We start from the raw sequence: 20,190 nt of genomic DNA on the forward strand, positions 1-20,190 counted from the left end.
TAATTACAATAAACCATTATTCTATGAAGGACCTGAACATACAGATTGCCATCAAGATATACGAATACGAAGAGTTGAATGCCGCCGACCGCGAGCTCCTGGATGCTGCCCGGCAGGCAACTTACCGCAGTTATGCCCCCTACTCGCACTTCTCGGTAGGTGCGGCCGCCCGGTTGGCAAACAATATCATCGTTACTGGAACCAACCAAGAGAATGCAGCCTATCCGTCGGGGCTTTGCGCGGAACGCACCACTCTGTTCTATGCCAACTCCCAATATCCCGACCAGGCCGTGGAGACACTCGCCATAGCCGCCCGCAACGAACGCGGCGAGTTCCTGGAAGAACCGATTCCCCCGTGCGGCGCCTGCCGACAGGTAATGCTCGAAACGGAAAAACGCTTCAAACGTCCCATGCGCATACTGCTGTCCGGCGAAAAAGGCATTTATGAATTGAGGAGTGTGGGCGCATTGCTGCCGCTTTCGTTCGATGCGTCTTCCATGTTATAAAACAAATACCTACCTTTGCAACCGCTAACCAACAAATACCACCACCAATGAGAATATCCAAATAAAGACAGCACATTCCGGTAAACATCACTTTATATATGCTTTTCATATCAGAACGCTGAGCATCACTCAAAAGGGGAATGTTTAGCCTTTACTGTGTTTGTCTGTTTCCCACAGCCTTACGAGAGTCGAAAGTGTGTCGTACAGACACCTATGTTATCTACCCTAAACACAGTAATTTTATGAGTATCATTATCAAAGACCTTAGCTATACCCATACCGATAAGGAAGTTTTGTTTTCCAACCTTAATCTGATTATCAATTCCGGAGAAAAGACCGCGCTGACAGGCAATAACGGTTGCGGAAAGTCCACCCTGATGCGTATCCTTGCGGGAGAAGCATCGCCGGGAGCCGGCAGTGTACATTGTTCCGGGCATCTTTACTATGTGCCCCAGCATTTCGGACAATATGACGGCAGGACGGTTGCGCAGGTATTAGGCATAGACCGCAAGCTAACCGCGCTCTGTGCCATACTGGACGGAGATGTCGCAGAAGAACACTTCGCAGTTCTCGGCGATGACTGGGAGATTGAAAAACGTGCCCAATCCGCCCTCAGTGTATGGGGCTTGGAAGGTCTGTCCCTCTCCCGCCGACTGAACGGATTGAGTGGCGGAGAGAAAACCCGTCTGTTTCTTGCCGGCATGGAACTGAATGCACCCGATGTTATCCTGCTGGATGAACCGACCAATCACCTGGACACTTCTGCCAGGGAGCGTTTTTATGATTTTATACGCCGTACCTCTGCCACAGCGCTCATCATCAGTCACGACCGTACACTGCTGAACTTGTTGCCGGCTATCTGTGAACTCTCTCGTAACAAACTGACCTATTATGGCGGCAGTTACGACTTCTACAAAGAACAAAAAAAGATACATCAGAATGCTCTCCTGCAACAGTTGGAAGAAAAAGAAAAAGCTTTCCGCCTTGCCCGAAAAACAGCCCGTGAAGTGGAAGAACGGAAAGCCAAACAAAATGTGCGGGGTGAAAAAGCCGCCCTGAAGAAAGGCATTCCACGTATCATGATGGGAAATCTGAAAAATCATGCCGAAAACAGTACCGGGAAGCTAAATAATATCCATATCCAAAAATCGGAAAAAATACGGCAGGAAGTGATGGACATCAGAAACTCCTTATCACAAACGGATAAGTTGAAAACAGATTTCAACGCTTCGGCATTGCACACAGGCAAAATACTCGTCACGGCACAGAATATCAACTTTCATTATCCGGACAGCAACACAAACCTTTGGACAGTTCCGCTCAGCTTTCAGCTACGCAGCGGCAACCGGTTCTGCATTAAAGGGGATAACGGCAGCGGCAAAACAACCTTGCTGAGACTGATTACCGGTGAACTGACACCGACCGGCGGGACGATAGAACGTGCTGACTTTACCTATGTCTATCTGGATCAGGAGTACTCCCTTATCCAAAATGAATATACCGTTTCGGAACAAGCGGAAGCCTTCAACCTGCGGCATCTGCCGGAGCATGAAATAAAGACTGTCTTAAACCGCTATCTCTTCCCGCAGGACGTCTGGAACAAGCCTTGCGGCAAATTAAGCGGCGGTGAGAAAATGCGTCTTGCCTTCTGCTGCCTGATGATTGCCGATAACACTCCCGACTTGTTTATTCTGGACGAGCCCACCAATAATCTGGATATCGAAAGTATTGAAATCATCACAGCTACGATACGTAACTATCAAGGTACCGTACTTGCAGTCTCACACGACCGGGATTTTCTGAAAGAAACAGGAATTGAACAAGAAATAAGCTTTTTTCTGTAAAATCGGTAAAAACAAACGTAATCCATATACACAAACTAATTATAAACTCCTTATTTTTGCAATGATAAAACTATTATGACTATGTTACGTACTATCAGACTGACACTTGCAATTGTATTCTTTGCGCTCGTCACGCTCCTGTTCCTCGATTTCACCGGAACGCTGCACGGCTGGATGGGCTGGATGGCGAAGATACAGTTTCTCCCTGCACTGCTCGCACTGAATGCAGGCGTGATACTGCTGCTTGTTGCATTGACCCTGCTGTTCGGACGCGTCTATTGCTCCGTTATCTGCCCGCTCGGCGTATTTCAGGATGTCATTTCCCGGTTTGCAGGCAAGCGGAAGAAAAACCGTTTCCGCTATTCTCCCGCCAGGAAATGGCTGCGTTACGGAATGTTGGCAGTGTTTGCCGTGACCCTCATTGCAGGCGTGCGCTTTCATGCGGTTGCTTCGCTGCTCGAACCGTACAGCTCTTACGGGCGCATCGCTGCCAGTCTCTTCGCTCCCGTCTATCAGTGGGGCAATAATCTGCTGGCATATCTGGCGGAACGGGCGGACAGCTACGCTTTCTATGAAACAGAGGTGTGGATGAAAAGCCTGCCCACCTTCATCATTGCGGCCCTTACTTTTGTCGTGCTCATTATATTGGCATGGCGAAGCGGACGTACGTACTGCAACACGATTTGTCCGGTAGGTACGGTGCTCGGTTTCCTATCCAGGTATTCCCTTTTCAAACCGGTCATAGATACCGAGAAGTGCAACGGCTGCGGACTTTGCGCACGCAACTGCAAGGCATCGTGCATCAACTCCAAAACCCACGAAATTGATTACAGCCGTTGCGTGGCATGCATGGACTGCCTGGATAAATGCAGACAGGGAGCCATCACCTACACCCGCCGTCATAAAGCGGATACTGCGAAAATATCCGTCCGGAATCAGGCTCAAAGTACAGCAACTTCTACCGGAGCAGCAGATGATACCCGGCGCGCATTCCTCTCGGCAACGGCAGTATTGGCCACTACCGCCGCTCTAAAGGCGCAAGAGAAGAAAGTGGACGGCGGACTGGCCGTCATCGAAGACAAGAAGATACCCGCACGTGCCGCCTCCATTACTCCGCCGGGGTCGTTGAGCGCACGCAATTTTGCACAACACTGTACGGCCTGCCAGTTATGCGTTGCGGTGTGTCCCAACCAGGTGTTGCGCCCCTCTTCCGACCTGACACGGCTGATGCAGCCGGAAATGTCCTACGAGCGCGGCTACTGCCGTCCCGAATGTACCAAATGTTCGGAAGTTTGTCCGGCAGGTGCTATCCGGCCGATAACGGAAGCCGACAAATCGGCCATCCAGATAGGTCATGCCGTATGGATAAAGGAGAATTGCATTTGCATCACCGATAAGGTGGAGTGCGGCAACTGCGCCCGCCACTGCCCGGTCGGCGCCATACAAATGGTGGCTTCGGGCTCCGGAAATCCGCAATCCCCCAAAATACCCGTTGTCAATACCGAACGCTGCATCGGCTGCGGCGCATGTGAAAACCTGTGTCCGGCACGCCCGTTCAGCGCAATCTATGTGGAAGGGCATATCATGCACAGAACGGTGTGAGAATCAGATGACAAAACGATAAAGGAAAATCTTCGATACGCTTTGGACAACAGACAGTACCGAGAAGAATAAATACGAGTAACTATGGAAGAGAAGAATAATAAGAATAACAGCAAGATAAACCGCCGGGACTTCTTCAAGCTTGCCGGCGCAGGAACGCTTGCATCGGCAGCCGCACTGTATGGCTGCTCCGGCAAGAACAACCGTTCGGACAGCGAATCGGCCGCTTTGGGCGAGATTCCTACCGATAAGATGGTGTACCGTACCAATCCCACCACAGGCGACCGGGTATCCTTATTGGGCTACGGCTGCATGCGCTGGCCTACCCGGAAGCGGGCTGACGGAAACGGAGATGAGGTAGACCAGGAAGCGGTCAACGAACTGATTGATTATGCCATTGCCCACGGCGTGAACTATTTCGACACATCGCCCGTGTATGTGCAGGGTTGGTCGGAGAAGTCAACGGGAATAGCACTGAAACGCCATCCGCGTGAAAAGTTCCTGATAGCCACCAAACTGTCCAACTTTTCCAATTACACCTGCGAGAATTCAATTGCCATGTATCGGAAATCGTTCGAGGACCTGCAAGTGGACTACATCGATTATTATCTGTTGCACTCCGTCGGCAATGGCGGCATCAAGACATTCCGGGCACGGTACATCGACAATGGTATGATTGATTTTCTGATGGAAGAACGCAAGGCCGGGCGTATCCGGAACCTGGGATTTTCGTTTCACGGAACAACGGACGTGTTTGATGAAATACTGGCCATGCACGACCGCATACACTGGGATTTCGTGCAAATCCAACTCAACTATGCCGACTGGCGGCATGCTTCGGGCAATAATGTCAATGCCGAATATCTGTATGGCGAACTCGTTAAACGCGACATACCCGCCATTATCATGGAACCGCTGCTGGGAGGACGGCTATCCAGACTGAACGACCACTTGGTGGCACGCCTGAAACAACATCGCCCGCAAGAGAGTGTGGCTTCCTGGGCATTCCGCTTTGCCGGGAGCTTCCCCAAGGTACTGACGGTACTGAGCGGCATGACGTATATGGAACATCTGCAGGACAATCTCCGCACCTATTCCCCCCTCGACCCTTGCACGGAAGAAGAACTGGCTCTGCTGGAAGATACGGCGCAGGTAATGCTTACCTATCCTATCATCCCGTGCAACGACTGCAAGTATTGCATGCCTTGTCCCTACGGACTGGACATTCCCGCCATTCTGCTGCATTACAACCGTTGCGTCAACGAGGGCAATATACCCAAAAGCAGCCGGGATGAGAACTATCGCGAAGCCCGCCGCGCCTTCCTCATCGGTTATGACCGCAGCGTACCGAAGCTCCGCCAGGCAAGCCATTGTACAGGATGCGACCAATGCAACCCGCACTGTCCTCAAAGCATCGATATACCCAAAAAGTTACAGGAAATAGACCGGTTTGTAGAAAATCTCAAACAAGAGAGATTATAATACAAACGGAAAAAGAAAATACGCCCTATCTTTGGCGGAACAAATAATGAGGAAAGCGATACGAATGAAGAAAAAAAACATATTACTCCTTTCGATAGCCGGCCTTTGGACAATGGCGGGATTTGCGCAGGCTGCAAAGGACAGCGCGCGCATTGCCCGGAACCTCACCATAGACGAAGTGGTAGTAACCGGAACAAGAAACGAAACGGATATACGGCATCTGCCGATGACCATCTCCGTAGTGAACCGCAAAGCACTGGAGCAACGTTTCCAACCATCCGTACTGCCCGCACTGACGGAGCAAGTGCCCGGACTGTTCGCCACAAGCCGCGGCATCATGGGATACGGCGTGTCTACGGGAGCGGCAGGCGGAATGAACCTGCGCGGCATCGGCGGCAGCCCTACGGCTGGTTTGCTGGTGCTGATTGACGGCCATCCCCAATATATGGGATTAATGGGACATCCCATTGCCGATGCCTATCAGACCATGCTGACCGACCGGGTGGAAGTGCTTCGCGGCCCTGCCTCGGTGCTGTATGGTTCCAACGCTATGGGCGGCGTTATCAATATAGTAACCCGCAAGATGCAAGAAGACGGGGTTAAGACCCATGCGCAAATCGGCTACGGCTCCTACAACACATTGCAGACGGAAGTTTCCAACCGCATCAGGAAAGGGAGTTTCAGCAGTGTTGTCACCGGCTCTTACAACCGCACCGACGGGCATCGCGACAATATGGAGTTTGAGCAATACGGCGGCTATGCCAAGCTGGGATATGACTTCAACGATTCCTGGAAACTGTGGGGCGATGTAAACATCACGCAGTTCAAGGCCTCCAATCCGGGCGAGGCCGGTAATCCGTACATAGACAATGACTCCCGCATCACGCGCGGCATGACTTCGCTTGCTCTCGAAAACCATTATGAAAAGAGTTCCGGCGCCTTGAGTTTCTTCTATAACTGGGGACGCCATAAAATCAATGACGGCTATCATCCCGGCGGTACGCCGCAGGAATCCCATTTCAACTCCAAAGACCGCATGCTGGGCGTGTCGTGGTATCAGAGCGCAACGCTTTTCACCGGTAACCGTCTGACCGCAGGTTTCGACTATCAGCACTTCGGCAGCGAATCATGGAACCGCATGGTGTCTACCGGCGAACGTATTCCGGGTGTAGACAAGCAAATGGATGAATTTGCCGGATATGTAGACTTCCGTCAGGACCTCGGCGAATGGCTCTCTCTGGATGCGGGCATCCGTGTAGACCACCATTCGCACGTAGGCACGGAATGGATTCCGCAAGGTGGCCTTTCGTTCCACTTGCCCCGACAGATGGAAGTGAAAGCAATGGTGAGCAAGGGATTCCGTAACCCCACCATCCGTGAGATGTACATGTTTCCGCCACAGAACCCGGATTTAATGGCGGAAAGCCTGATGAGCTACGAGTTGTCTTTCTCGCAACGGGTGTTGGACGGTGCTTTGTATTACGGCATAAACCTCTACTACATTGACGGCGACAATATGATTATGACCGTTCCTACGGACGGCAAGCCCAAGAACGTAAATACCGGCAAGATTGAAAACCGGGGCATTGAAGCCAATATCGGTTACCGCATTACCCCGCATTGGCAGGCAAATGCCAATTACAGTTGGCTGCACATGGAGAATCCGGTGATTGCCGCTCCCGGACATAAACTCTATGCAGGCGTTGACTTTACGCGAGGCCACTGGGGAGTGTCAACCGGAGTGCAATATATAAAAGACCTCTATACCAGCGTAAGCAAAGGCAAGGAGAAAAAAGAAAGTTTTGTTCTCTGGAACCTGCGTGCCAATTATCGTGTATGCCGCTATGCCGATATCTTTGTACGAGGGGAAAACCTGCTGGCGCAACGTTACGAAATAAACGACGGCTTTCCGATGCCTAAGGCAACCGTTATGGGCGGAGTGAATATCAATTTCTGACAAAATCAGGCATTACTGTTGTCAAGACCGTATTGGTTTGAAATAATAGTTATAACTTTGTGAGTATAAAACAGATTGTTTGATTAGCCGATAAAGATTATCCGACGGACCAATACAATTTACCCGATAAATGAATAAGATTATTTTATAAACAATAAAAATATGGAAACAAAAACTGTAAAACTCTATTCGCTGGATTACAGCAATGCAAGAACTTACTTAATGGCCGCATTGTTCATTGCAGGCAATATGGCACTGCCCCAACTTTTCCACCTTATACCGCAAGGCGGTATCACATGGTTGCCCATCTATTTCTTCACCTTAATCGGTGCATACAAATTCGGCTGGAAGGTAGGATTGCTGACTGCGGTCCTTTCTCCGATAATCAATTCACTGCTGTTCGGGATGCCTCTTCCGGCAGTACTTCCCGCCATTCTGTTGAAGTCCGTATTACTGGCAGCAGCAGCCGGCTGGGCAGCACATCGTTTCAACCGTATCTCTCTGCCTATCCTATTGGCCGTTGTACTGTTCTATCAGGTAGCAAGTACTTTGGGCGAATGGGCTATGGTGGGCAGCTTCTTCCAAGCCGTACAGGATTTCCGTATCGGGCTGCCGGGAATGGCAATGCAGGTAGTAGGCGGCTATGCGCTGATAAAGTATAGCGCATCGCTGTAATAACCTTGTAGAAATATTAAAAAAGGTTCGGAACTGTTTCTGTATACAGTTTTACGAAAAGCATAGAGGATATTTGGCCTCAACCAAAAGAAAACCTTAGAATCAATAATCAGAGAAAGATAGGATGAGCTTTTCCTGCTTATTGAATTCTAAGGTTTCAACCAAATATAATCTACGAGAATTAAAAAACGTTAGTTGCTGTAGCTAAGAGATACAGCAACTATTTTATCTTGTCATATTGCTGTTCTGCTTTAATTTCCGTATAAGCAGGTGCATCAATCATCTCGACCAATGCTCTTAAAACAGGTCCTTCACCCATAGGGTCGTTTTTCCATTGAGGGCGATTATAATAAAATGATAAAGAAGGCATAATTCCCGTACCGGCACAAATAGCGGTAACATCACCTTCAGGGGTGATTTTTGTCAGCATACCTTTCAAGCCTTCCCATGCCACATAAATATAATCGGGATGTAACCATCCTTCTTTAACTCCCTTGGCAATGCCGAAAACAAACATGGCCGTTCCCGTTATCTCTTCATAAGAATCTGGTTTGTCGAGCAACTGATGCCATAATCCGTTAGCGCCCTGATAACGGATTACCCCATCCGTCTGCATCCGGAAGTTCTTAATGACATCTTCGCGCATAGGATGATTTTCGGGCATTCTCGACAGTAAATCTGCCGTTGCCATAAATACCCATCCGTTGGCTCTTGACCAATGAGCTACTCCGTGTATCTTCGTGTCAGTATGATAACAGTGATAATAGACTTCCTTCTCGGGACACCATAGATAGCGGGTGTAATTCAGTACCTGATTGGCAGCATCATCGAAATACTTATTATCTCCTGTCATCTCTCCCATTCTTACCAAAAAGGAAAGGGCCATAAAAGCATCATCAGCCCACACCGTATTCACGTGCGGCCACAATCGGGCAATAGTGCCATCGGCAAGCCGGGGTTCGGAGAACATTAAATGATGATTGGTACTTTCAATATATTTCCGGAATGCCGCGTTAGGATGCTTCCGGCTCAAATCAATCAAACTTGCTCCCATCGGTCCGTTATCGTCCAGACGTTTATTACGATAAATCATGTGCCAATTCAAGGCATTCACCGCTTTCCATCCTTCATTCTTCAACGTTTCCTCATACAATCTACGGAAATAAGATTGATTGTCCTCATCAAATACGAAATTCATATTCTTCAATACGTAGTTTTCGTATTTGGAGTTACCCAGCTTATTTCCCAATTCCATTAAAGCAATATTGGTAACTCCGTTCGTGTAGTGCCAATCAAGATATTTACTCCTGACTTTCAATGCTTTATTCAAAGGCATATTCTTTAAGGATGTATAGGTTTTTCCGCTTTTCTTATCCACAAACTCATAAGTCGTGGACGCCAAAATACGATCAGCTATCTTCATTGCCATCTCTTTGGCTTTGTCATTCGTTTGCGCCCCTGCCGACACGCTACACAGTTGCAATATGCTTATAAAAACAAGACATAACTTTTTCATCATCATTCGGTATTCTATTTAATCAGAAATATATAATTCTCTATATTCGTATATCCATTAGACGCTACTTTCATGGCATCTGCCGGATCATTCTTATCAAGGCCGTATTTATCTTCAAACTCGTCCGGCATACCATCATTGTCGGTATCTGCAGGAGCTTCCGCCGACTTTATATTACCCGGTCCCTTTGTCGGTATATCTTCCTCCGAATGGATAATCAGCCCCTTTTTCCCCAATGAAGTCAGTTCATCGATAAGATAGGCATCCACCTCATCCCGTACGGGCAAGGAAGATCCGCCATTGGCAACAATCCATTCGTAGGCTTCCTGAGCAGTCATCAGTTCTTTTATTTCGGGATGTACATCGGACGGACGTTCGAGGAACGTAGGAGAAGTTATAATCTCCTCTCCTGCTACAACCGACTTCTTCATGCAGTCTGCACGTCCCAGTTCACGGCCATTCAATAAGCCATCCTTATTATCATCATAAAAGTTACCGGACAAATAAGCGCTGAAATGCTCGTTATATCGGGTAAAGGGAGCCGTTGCGCCTAACTTCTTGCCATCGTAATTATCTGTAGTTCCTACTATAAAATAATTATTCCGAATATCGGCATCCGATTTCTGCTGAGTATCTCCCATAATATAAGCACCGCCGTTTCCCCAATTATAAAGGACATTGTTTACAAACTGATTCAGTCCTTTCACTTTCGGATTACGGGTTTTATTGTCTATATACAGATTCCGGTACAAAGTAACTCCATCGTTTATCGTGGTCTGGATAAGTCCACCACAAGAATGAGGTTGCAATCCCTGCCCTATGAACGAGTTCTGTATCGTGATATTCCGAGGCTGATCTGCGGACTTTTTAGGATCTCCATTGATGGAGAAACATTCATCGCGTCCCCAAGTTACAGACATATGGTCGAAAATCATATCCGAACCATAGGCGATACCGGCTGCATCTTTACCTTCACGGCCGTTCATGCCCATTCGTACACGTAAATAACGACATATCAAATTGTCCGCTCCCGAAAAAGAAACCCGGTTGCCATACACGACAACTCCGTCACCCGGAGCTGTCTGTGCTGCAATTGTCAAGTTCTTTGAGAAGTCGAGAGGAGACTCTAATTTGATTACCCCTGCAACCTTAAATACAATAATACGGTTGGGCTTACTGACGGCATCACGTAAAGAACCCCTGCCCGAATCTGCCAAAGTCGTTACTTGATATACTTCACCCGTTCTGCCACCTGTGGCATGCCGCCCATATCCTTCCGCACCGGGAAAGGCCAGTACCTCACCATAATCCGGGAAAGAAACACCAGGGTTATCTTTCCCTTCATCTTGGTCGCAAGCCAACAAAGCCCATGCAAGGCAAAAGAATCCTATCAAATTCATATTATATCTCATTAATTAGAGTATTAAATTTACAAATAATTAATCCAAAACTTTAATCCAACGGGGATCACCGTATTCTGATTTATAAATGACTGACTCTGCATCAACTACAGTAAAATCATTTTCCTCAACATTACGGAATAATGAAGCATCATCCGTATCCAATGAAATCAGTGTCAAACCGGCATCAGACATCTTTTCAAAATCCGATGTACAATAGTTGCCTTTCGAATTTAAATTAATACTGCCTGCATCAAGCACTTTACTTTTACTGCTGCCAAAGACACAATTACTTACCGACAAGTTCAGCGGCGCAGTCAATTTGGAGAAATTCCCAACAGCCCTATAAGTGTTTTTGCCATCCTTATTTGAGCCCCAATTATAAAAAGTACAATTAGAAATAACAACTTTGTTACCGGCCGCAATAGGGACATCAGCAGTAGGTGCTCCAAACACACCTGGTGAAATATAGAACTCATAGAATGTGGAATTAGTGACGGAGACATCATTCCATACATTAGAGCCTTTATTTATTGCATGAATAAAACCGAATTGTTTTGTTACATTTTTTGTATCATTAATACCGGAAACCAAACAATTATCTATACGGATATGGTTGATTGTGGTTACTCCTTCACTGGCATCACTCATCATTAAAACGGTAGATGGTAAAACTATATCCGAGTTTGTAATTTCAAATCTGTCTATTGTAAAATCAGTACCGGTATTGTGTTTCCCTATATTCAACAAACGTGTTTTACTACCTTTACTGGGCTTACTCTCAGTCCATGTTTCCTTAATATTCACATTATCAACAATAAAATATTCAATATTCGGCATATTACCAACTTCCGGTTTCACAATGAAGCCCCCCTCGCGAATGTACAAGGTAGGACGTTCTCCCGGGTTAGCAAGAAAAGCAATGCTTTTGGTCAATTTAATATCACCGGTTTTCGCAGCAACTTCCCCGCCTGTTGTCAGATAATAATCAACACCATTCTTCAATTGGAAAACAAGAGCCTGCTTACTTGTATCATCCATACCGGCCTTAATCTTATCCATCAAATCAACTCCATCTTCCACCACAACAGCATCGGCAGGCATTCCTGCAGTGGTAAATCTCTGCTGATTATATTTTTCTGCTCCTTCCGGTGCAGCACTGTTTGTCAAAGCCACATAATAAGTAGTACGAGGAGTTAATCCTGTAATCGTATATTGTCCGGCAGAAGCATCTTCCAAACTAATTTGTTTTTCCTCTGTAGTTCCTTCTTCCCATATCGCCAATCCGTCAACCGGATTTTTTTCCGATACCACCCATTTAATTTCCACGGAAGTCTCATTAATCTGCGAACCTTCCACAGCATACAGTATTTTCGGAATAGTACGGGACAAAGTTGAAATGGAAGAACCCATTTCCGTCCAATTCGATGTTATAGCAAGAGATTCATTATTAGCTCTGACACGGGCATAAAATTTAGTCTCATAACGTAAATTCGCAAACGTACATTTGCCCTTCTCCACTGTCTGTGTTTCAAGATTTTCCGGCTGAAACGTGGCATCCTGAGAAAGCTCTACCGTATACGAAGTTGCTTCGCCGGATGTTCTCCAAGCCAGCGTTATAGTATTGCTTTCTGCAAAACAGGACGAAGCAATAAAGGAAGGTCTGAATAAACGGGGCATCTCTGTCGTCTCGTCTTCACATGCTATACAAGCAAACAGACAGAAAAGTAAAAGCGGCACTATATATTTTGTTTTCATCCTACTGTTAGTTTTAATATCCATAATAATTTTTCAATAATCCCTGATGGCTTGACAATGCGTCCGGCGGTATAGGAACCAAATAGCGTACCGGATCCGTTTCGGGATTCACAGCCCCGGCATTCGATGCATTAATATAGCCATAGAAAGAATGCAGAATACGGGCAGACGGTTCCCACCGGCGAGGACTGGCGTTTTTAACTTGCGTACAATATTGAACACACATATCTACACGCGAGTAACCGGAAGGATTTTGGGAAGGATATGCAGGTAGCGCCTCATCATAAGAATTGATGTTCCCTTCTTTGTACCAATCCATTGTTTCGGCTACACATACCGGGAACAGCGTTTTATCCGCCGGTACCATCTTATAATAGGCTACAGCCGGGTAAGAATCAAAGCGTGCATCATAAGTAGGATTTTCAAAAGGAGTTTCCGTATTTTCATACTGCTTAGTACGGGCTACTTTACCCAATTCAATCCAATCGAAATACAAATTATATAATGTTTTTCCATACAGATTCCAACGTGCCAAATCGTAACGCCTATGCTTTTCTCCGCCAAATTCCCAGGCACGTTCCTGAACAATAGCATTGAAGAAATCTTCTTTTGTCCCCAAAGCATCCACATAAGCCTCTACCTTTTCAGCATGGTCTTTTTCTGCAAAAGCCCTTTTACGCACCTGCTTCAAGGCATCCTTAGCTTCGGTCGTCGGCCCGTCATGGTTTTCATTGGCAGCTTCCGCATACATCAACAACACATCGGCATAGCGCATATACGTATAATTGATCCCTGTACCTTTATTGGATGTACTGCCCAACGGTGATTCCATAAATAGACGGTTCCATTTGCCACAACCAACATTAAGTTCGGAAAATGGCTTCTGAATAATAGAACTCATTCCTGAATTTTCATAACGGAATATCTCACAAGTAATATCCCTACGTAAATCCTCTCTATCAAAAGACAACATATAGGTAAGAGCCAATCTGGCGCCACCGGATGAATATCCGTGAGGAGCATTGGACGCATTCACGCCCTCTGAGTTCTTTGACGATACAATATATGTTCCCCAAGAATAAGCCAATTCTCCAGAACCACCTACTTTAGCCGGTACATCAAAAATATTATCATCACCAACCGGTACTATCCAACTACATTCATCTACCCAAACCTGACGGAAAGAACGAGTCAAGGAATGTTTACCCTCAGAGATAACCTTTCCGGCATATTCCTCAGCTATTTTATAATATTCTTTCCAATCGTCGCTCCGCTCCATTGTACCCACAGCAGAAGGATTATCATAATCCGGCCTGAGGCTCCAACCACCTCTTTGCAAAGCAATGCGAGCTATCAATGCCTGACAGAATTCTCTTGAAGCAGCCTCTACTCCTCTGTCGGATTCTTCTGCATACAACATCAAAGGTTCTATCTCTATCAAATCATTAATCATATCGGTCAATATTGTATTGCGGTCGGTCGCTCCGATAAACAATTCATCCTTATTTCCGGCAGGTTTTCTTCTGTAAGGCACATCACCCCAGTTTCTGACAAGCTCCAAATAATACATGGCACGCAGGACTTTCGCTTCTCCGTAATAATGCATCAGACGCGACGGTTTAGTTTTGTCGGCAGCGGCAAACAGAGGACTCTGTTCAATACCCTCTATGACATCGTTCGTACGGTTTACCCCGTCATACATACCCGTCCAAATATCACCATACGACTTTATATCGCCTGTACTCGGAACAAATGCACGCTCATTGAGATTGGATGCTGTAGATAATCCACTGAACTCCACATCCGTATTAAACAGCATCTTCTTAAGCAGAACTCCTACCCAACCCTTACCGCTGACCATAGGCACATACATGCCATTGACAGCAGTAGCTATTTCGGATTCACTGCCAAATACATACTCCTTATCAAACGTAGACGGAGAATTTACATCCAGATAGTCTGAACAGGATGCGAACAATAATAAGCTCGCCATTACCGATATATATATTTTTTTCATATCCTATATAATTTAAAAATTCAAATTAACACCGACTGTATAAACACGGCTACGCGGAGTTACATTATTATCAATGCCCGGCGTCAAACCTTTTTGGATATTCACTTCTGGATCATAACCGCTATATCCTGTTATTGTAAACAAGTTGCTTCCGGAAAAATATAAACGCAGGCTCTTAACTCCTAAAGATCTCAACCAATGCTTAGGAAGCGTATAACCAACCGTCAAAGTACTCAAACGAAGGAAAGAACCGTCTTCAACCAAATCGGTCATTGTTATACCCTGAGTTACGGACATCCAAGAATAGGTTTTGGCGTTCTCATTTAATGCCGCTAAGGCAACAGGGTCACTGGAAACATTCACACCGGCATCGTCCACATAACGGAAACGATTGGCAAGGTTCATATCCGTAGATAAGTTGGAATAATTACGACGGACAGCCGAGTGCAGGTAGAGTTTATTCACATTGAGCACATCAAAATCACACATATAATTGAAGAATGCCGTAAAGTCCAGATTCTTCCAGTTGCCGGAAAGTCCGAAACCGCCGGTCACTTTAGGATTGGTATCACCGATAACCGTCATATCATCTTCAGTAATCAAGTTTGATTCGGAATCGGACAGTTTCTTGAATTTCATAGCTCCGGGTTTAAAAGCAAAGTTACCGGAACTGAACGATGAATTATCGGGTATACCCGGCTTCAAAGTCCATTTTTTAGTAGTTGCATCGAAATCAAAATCATCTACCTTATAGAACCCGTCGTTGACGAATCCGTAAATCAATCCCATACTTTTGCCTACTTCCATTTTATAGTTATACGTTCCATACCAGTTGGATAATGAGGCTTTGGTTTTCCATTCGGTTTCACCGGTAGCCAATTTGTCTACTTTATTCTTGTTGAACGCAACGTTGAAGTTTGCCGATAGCTGGAAATCCTTTGTCTGAATGATTTTTGCATCCAAAGAGATTTCAACTCCCTTGTTTGAAGTCTGTCCCACATTTGTCATCTGACGGGAATAACCAGATGAATTAGGAATGATGGAAGGAACCAACAAGTCCTTAGTTGTATTCCAATACACATCAACCGTACCGCTCAGACGGTTTCTAAAGAATCCGAAATCCAAACCGATATTACGGGTTATTGTCGTCTCCCACTTCAAGTCTGGATCGTAAAGATAAGTCTGGTCTGCAAACTGATAATAATTATATTCCTCATTACCGAAAGCGGGAGCACTTGTTCCACTGTATACACGATAGATATTATGCCACAAATCATTACCAATACGGTTATTACCAGCCAAACCGTAGCTGGCTCTCAACTTCAAATCAGAGATGAACTTTATAGGCTTCATCCACTTTTCATTGGAAATTCTCCAGGCGATGGAACCTGCCGGAAAATATCCCCACTGCTTACCGGGAGCAAACTTGGTAGACCCGTCGGCACGAACCGTCAGAGTAGCATAATAACGATTTTTGTAATCATACAATGCACGTCCGAAGAAAGAAGCGGTTCTGTCGGGAGCACTTTTATAACTGGTACTCTGATTGGGAGTTCCCAAAGCAAAATTCTCCAACGCTGCCTCTGCCATTACAGAAACCGGAAAGAGCTTTGCACTCATAAACGTATTATCGTTCTGCGCATGGTTAATTTCCTGTCCCAGCATTACATTGACATTGTGAGACTTATTAAACGAGTTACGATAGGTCAGCGTATTTGCCAAACGATATGATTCCTTATGGGTTTTGGTACGTTTAGCAGAAGGCATATTATTCATACCGGCAGCAGAAGCCGTACTGGACAATGGACCGTAAAACTGATTGTCATTTGCATGAGTCGTGCTTATTCCATACTCGGAACGAAATTGCAATCCTTTTATCACATCCCACACCAAAGCTGCTTTCAGGCTGAGAGCCTGTTCGTCACGTTTTCTGTAATTCTGTTTATTCTCTTCCACCGGAGTATATTTCTGGTTCAGGGAATTTCCATCTCCATCCAGGTTTTCCTCGTCATCATCAGGGTCGACGGCAACTCCTGCCGACAACCCATTGGTAGGACGAAAACGAAGCGCAGTAACAATATTTGTCCCCGAAGTTCCGGCACCATCGATAGTACGCGTACGATAAGTTGCATTTGTTTCCAATTTCAGATTCTTGAACAACTGATGATTCAATTTCAGATTAATGTTATTACGTGTCAGTCCCGAACCAATCAACTGTCCCTCGTCTTTATTGCGGGTATAACTCAAATTGAATTTGGTTTTTTCATTACCGCCATTAACGGTTATATTATAATACTGCGAAATAGGATTACCGCCTAGAATTTCATCCTGCCAATCAGTAGTGTTCGTGTATTTGTATAAATCAATATCATCATAGTAACCGAAATTTTTGATAAAACCCTCATCCGAACCTTTACGAATCATCTGATATTCATATTCGGCCATTACAAACTCATAGTTGTTCATTACCGGTATTTTACGCGCCAATGTACGCATCTGCAAATAGCTATTAAACTGTACGGTTGTTTTACCCATTTTAGGGTTTTTGGTAGTCACGATAACAACACCGTTTGCACCTCTTGCACCGTAGATAGCTGTCATTGACGCCTCTTTCAAAACATCAATAGATTCAATATCCGTTGGCGGAATACCGCTTAAATCATCTACCGGAAAACCATCTACCAAAAATAATGGTGAATTATCTTGGGTTATGGAACCACCGCCACGCACGCGAACACTGATTTCAGCATCCAGCGCACCATCGGCAGTAGTAATCTGTACACCGGCCATCTTTCCGGCTAAAGCATCAGCCACAGAAGCCGAAGCAACTTTGGATATAGACTCGGATGAAACAGATGCAATGGACCCCGTTACATCACTACGACGTATGTTACCATAACCCAATACAACAATTTCATCCAATACATTTGCATCCTCACGCATAATTATATCCAGCTTCTTACCCTGTTGAGCCCTTATTTTACGTGTCTCATAACCAATATAGGATATTTCCAAATTTACGTTATCTGCAACATCCAACGAAAAACCACCGTCAATGCCTGTAACTGTTCCGTTAGTTGTTCCTTGTTCTCTTATAGTTGCACCAATGATCGGCTCCCCCGCATCATCTACAACCTTACCAATGGCTTTAATTCGTTTATTCTTAGTCTTGTCCCCCGATTGTATCTTCTTTACTATTATTCGCTTATTCTGAATTTCATAAGTCAGATTATTTTGTCCCTGGAGAATTTGCTTAACGACATCATCAATTGTCGCTTTGTCCGTAGATATTGAAATTCGCTTATTCGTATTTACATCCGCAGATGAAAACACAAACGAGTAACCAGATTTTTCTTTCAATAGTTCCATTGCCTCTTTTACAGTTATTTCCCTATTTTTCAACGATATACCTTGAGAAAAAGCAGAAATATGAAGACAAAGAGCTACTGAGGCTATTAAAATAGCCTTACTGAAGTTTCCCATAAACTTTTTGAATTTTTAATTAATGAATAGAAATAAGGTTTGGTAATAAATTACCAAGTAAAGCTGACTTCCAGACTATTGTCCGGGAAGCAAAATGCCAACGTCAGCCGGAAAAAGTAAATTTCATACAACTCCTGTTTCTCATGTTTTATTTTTTAAGTTCAACATTAATATAGTATATATACACCGTTTTCGTATTTATAATTCATTTGCTGGGTCGAAGCCATCACATCCAGAATCTTATCAATCGTATTGCCCGAAATACCGAAGCTTCCATAAAAACGCTTGTTACGTAAAGAATCGGCAACTTCCACCTGTACATTATAGCTACGCATCAGCTTCTTGGCTATATCTTCCAGCAGCTCTTCATCAAAGAAAAGTTCGTCGTTAATCCAGACATTGGCTTTGGCAGCTTTCGTACTGCTTTTTACCATTTGTCCGGTCGCCTTATTAAGAACCATTTTCTCGTCCGGAGTCAGATAAAGTTCAGGCATTTCCCTGATACCGTTTCTCAAAGCAACTTTTCCTTCCATCAGATTTACCGTCACCTCTTCATCATCCGGATAGTTCCTGAAATTGAACTTTGTACCCAATACTCTCAAATCCAACTCTTTCGTGTCTATCTCAAAAGGTACTTCTTCGTTCTTCATCACCTCAAAATAGCCTTCTCCTTCCAAGCGCAACCGACGGTCGTCTACTCCAAAGCCTTGCGAATATATAATTTTCGATCCTGCGTTCAACCATACCAATGTCCCATCCGGTAAATAGAGTTTTGTATGCGCTCCCATAGGCGCCTCTACAACCATATCTGCAAAGCTTTGCTTTACAGCCTGCTTTCCCTGCCAATACGCAGCAAATGGAATCATCAGAATCAGTACAACTGCCGCCGCCCGCATAAATGTCTTCCATGAGAAGCGGAACATCTGTTTTTGTTTCTTCTCAGCCCCGACAATACGTTGCTTGAATAAAGAAAATGCCTTGTCTTTATCAAACTGCACAGCAGTATCAGCAACTCCTGAAGAAAACCAAACCTCTAACTTATTCCGTACATATTTCCGATTAGACTCAGACTCCAAACTCCAACGTTTCAGTTCGGCAAAAGATTCTTTATCCATTTTTCCCGAAAGATATCGAGTTATCAATAAATCTATATCAGTATGTTCTTCCAGTTGCATAATTCCGTTGCTTTATATATAAGACAAAAAAATCAAGAATGAGGGTAGTCGAAATTTTATATTTTTTTCAAATATCCATAAAAATATAAATAATCAATAAATGCAAATAGTTGTCCAAACGCTTTTGAAGAAGAGATAAAGCATTTTTTATATGATACTTAACCGTATTGATGGAGATTCCCAACTCTAAAGCAATCTCTTCGTACTTTTTTTGTTCAAAACGACTTTTCTTAAATACGGTACGACATTCCACAGGCAGTTCTTCTATACTGCGGGTCAACTCATCTTCCAACTCCCGTTCGAGCAATACACCCAAGGGCTGATTCTCTTCCACAAAAACAGAATCAAGAAAATCCATATTTTCCGGTAACATAAAAGATGAGAAATGCAGTTCCTTACGATGACGCAAGGATTGCAATTCATTCAGACAACGATTACGTACAGCGCGCATCAGATAAGCACGGACAGAATACGTGATTTCTATCTCCCGACGATGCTCCCATAAATAAAATATAGCATCGTCCACCACCTCTTCCGAAAGAGCTGCATCATTCAATATCTGATTGGCAAAGCGGCAAAGCAGAACATAATGACGTTCATAAATGTACTTAAATGCTTCTTCATCCCCCCTACGTAAATGCTCAATAATTAATATGTCTTTCATAGCCGCCTCCATTTATAGGAGAGCAAAAGTAGTCAAACTTAGACAACTACACAATCATTAAGAAGATTTTTCAGAAGGACTAATAAGAATTAGCGTATAACATAGAATATT

General features: G+C 44.8%; 13 protein-coding genes. 6 read left to right on the forward strand and 7 right to left on the reverse strand.

What is annotated here, in order from left to right; genetic code table 11:
* The first annotated feature begins 23 nt into the window (after positions 1-23).
* The 6 genes from H8S52_RS00315 (at position 24) to H8S52_RS00340 (ending at position 8,066) form a co-directional block, all read left to right on the forward strand.
* Complete coding sequence (locus H8S52_RS00315) at positions 24-506, forward strand: cytidine deaminase (protein ID WP_005653146.1); 483 nt, start codon at positions 24-26, stop codon at positions 504-506.
* A gap of 242 nt (positions 507-748) precedes the next feature.
* Entirely contained in the window at positions 749-2,350 is a 1,602-nt protein-coding gene (locus H8S52_RS00320; protein ID WP_117984247.1) for an ABC-F family ATP-binding cassette domain-containing protein, read from the forward strand.
* Positions 2,351-2,431: 81 nt separating this feature from the next.
* On the forward strand, positions 2,432-3,952 hold the full coding sequence (locus tag H8S52_RS00325; protein WP_117984248.1) for a 4Fe-4S binding protein: 1,521 nt from the start codon (positions 2,432-2,434) through the stop codon (positions 3,950-3,952).
* An 84-nt stretch (positions 3,953-4,036) separates the two neighbouring features.
* Positions 4,037-5,434 (forward strand): aldo/keto reductase, encoded by a 1,398-nt coding sequence (locus tag H8S52_RS00330; RefSeq protein ID WP_186909140.1) that lies wholly within the window; start codon positions 4,037-4,039, stop codon positions 5,432-5,434.
* Between the two features lie 64 nt (positions 5,435-5,498).
* A complete protein-coding gene (locus H8S52_RS00335) occupies positions 5,499-7,391 on the forward strand; it encodes a TonB-dependent receptor (RefSeq protein ID WP_186909141.1) in 1,893 nt (630 codons plus the stop codon).
* A 162-nt stretch (positions 7,392-7,553) separates the two neighbouring features.
* A complete protein-coding gene (locus H8S52_RS00340) occupies positions 7,554-8,066 on the forward strand; it encodes an ECF transporter S component (RefSeq protein WP_186909142.1) in 513 nt (170 codons plus the stop codon).
* Positions 8,067-8,286: 220 nt separating this feature from the next.
* On the opposite strand, the gene H8S52_RS00345 is transcribed toward H8S52_RS00340, so the two are convergent.
* From H8S52_RS00345 to H8S52_RS00375, 7 genes are all read right to left on the reverse strand, one after another.
* On the reverse strand, positions 8,287-9,582 hold the full coding sequence (locus tag H8S52_RS00345; RefSeq protein WP_186909188.1) for a glycoside hydrolase family 105 protein: 1,296 nt from the start codon (positions 9,580-9,582) through the stop codon (positions 8,287-8,289).
* A 14-nt stretch (positions 9,583-9,596) separates the two neighbouring features.
* On the reverse strand, positions 9,597-10,982 hold the full coding sequence (locus tag H8S52_RS00350) for a polysaccharide lyase family 1 protein (protein WP_255469936.1): 1,386 nt from the start codon (positions 10,980-10,982) through the stop codon (positions 9,597-9,599).
* Positions 10,983-11,021: 39 nt separating this feature from the next.
* Complete coding sequence (locus H8S52_RS00355; protein ID WP_255469937.1) at positions 11,022-12,740, reverse strand: DUF5123 domain-containing protein; 1,719 nt, start codon at positions 12,738-12,740, stop codon at positions 11,022-11,024.
* A gap of 13 nt (positions 12,741-12,753) precedes the next feature.
* A complete protein-coding gene (locus tag H8S52_RS00360; RefSeq protein ID WP_186909145.1) occupies positions 12,754-14,757 on the reverse strand; it encodes a RagB/SusD family nutrient uptake outer membrane protein in 2,004 nt (667 codons plus the stop codon).
* Between the two features lie 12 nt (positions 14,758-14,769).
* The gene (locus tag H8S52_RS00365; protein ID WP_229127773.1) at positions 14,770-18,126 is read right to left on the reverse strand and encodes a TonB-dependent receptor; all 3,357 of its coding nucleotides are present in this window, start codon (positions 18,124-18,126) and stop codon (positions 14,770-14,772) included.
* Between the two features lie 281 nt (positions 18,127-18,407).
* Positions 18,408-19,415: a FecR family protein gene (locus tag H8S52_RS00370; protein WP_186909147.1), complete on the reverse strand. Its 1,008-nt coding sequence runs from the start codon at positions 19,413-19,415 to the stop codon at positions 18,408-18,410.
* Positions 19,416-19,482: 67 nt separating this feature from the next.
* The gene (locus tag H8S52_RS00375) at positions 19,483-20,079 is read right to left on the reverse strand and encodes an RNA polymerase sigma-70 factor (protein WP_370527519.1); all 597 of its coding nucleotides are present in this window, start codon (positions 20,077-20,079) and stop codon (positions 19,483-19,485) included.
* Between the last annotated feature and the right edge of the window lie 111 nt (positions 20,080-20,190).

The organism is Bacteroides sp. NSJ-48 (assembly GCF_014287405.1).
Classification (GTDB): Bacteria; Bacteroidota; Bacteroidia; order Bacteroidales; family Bacteroidaceae; genus Bacteroides; species Bacteroides stercoris.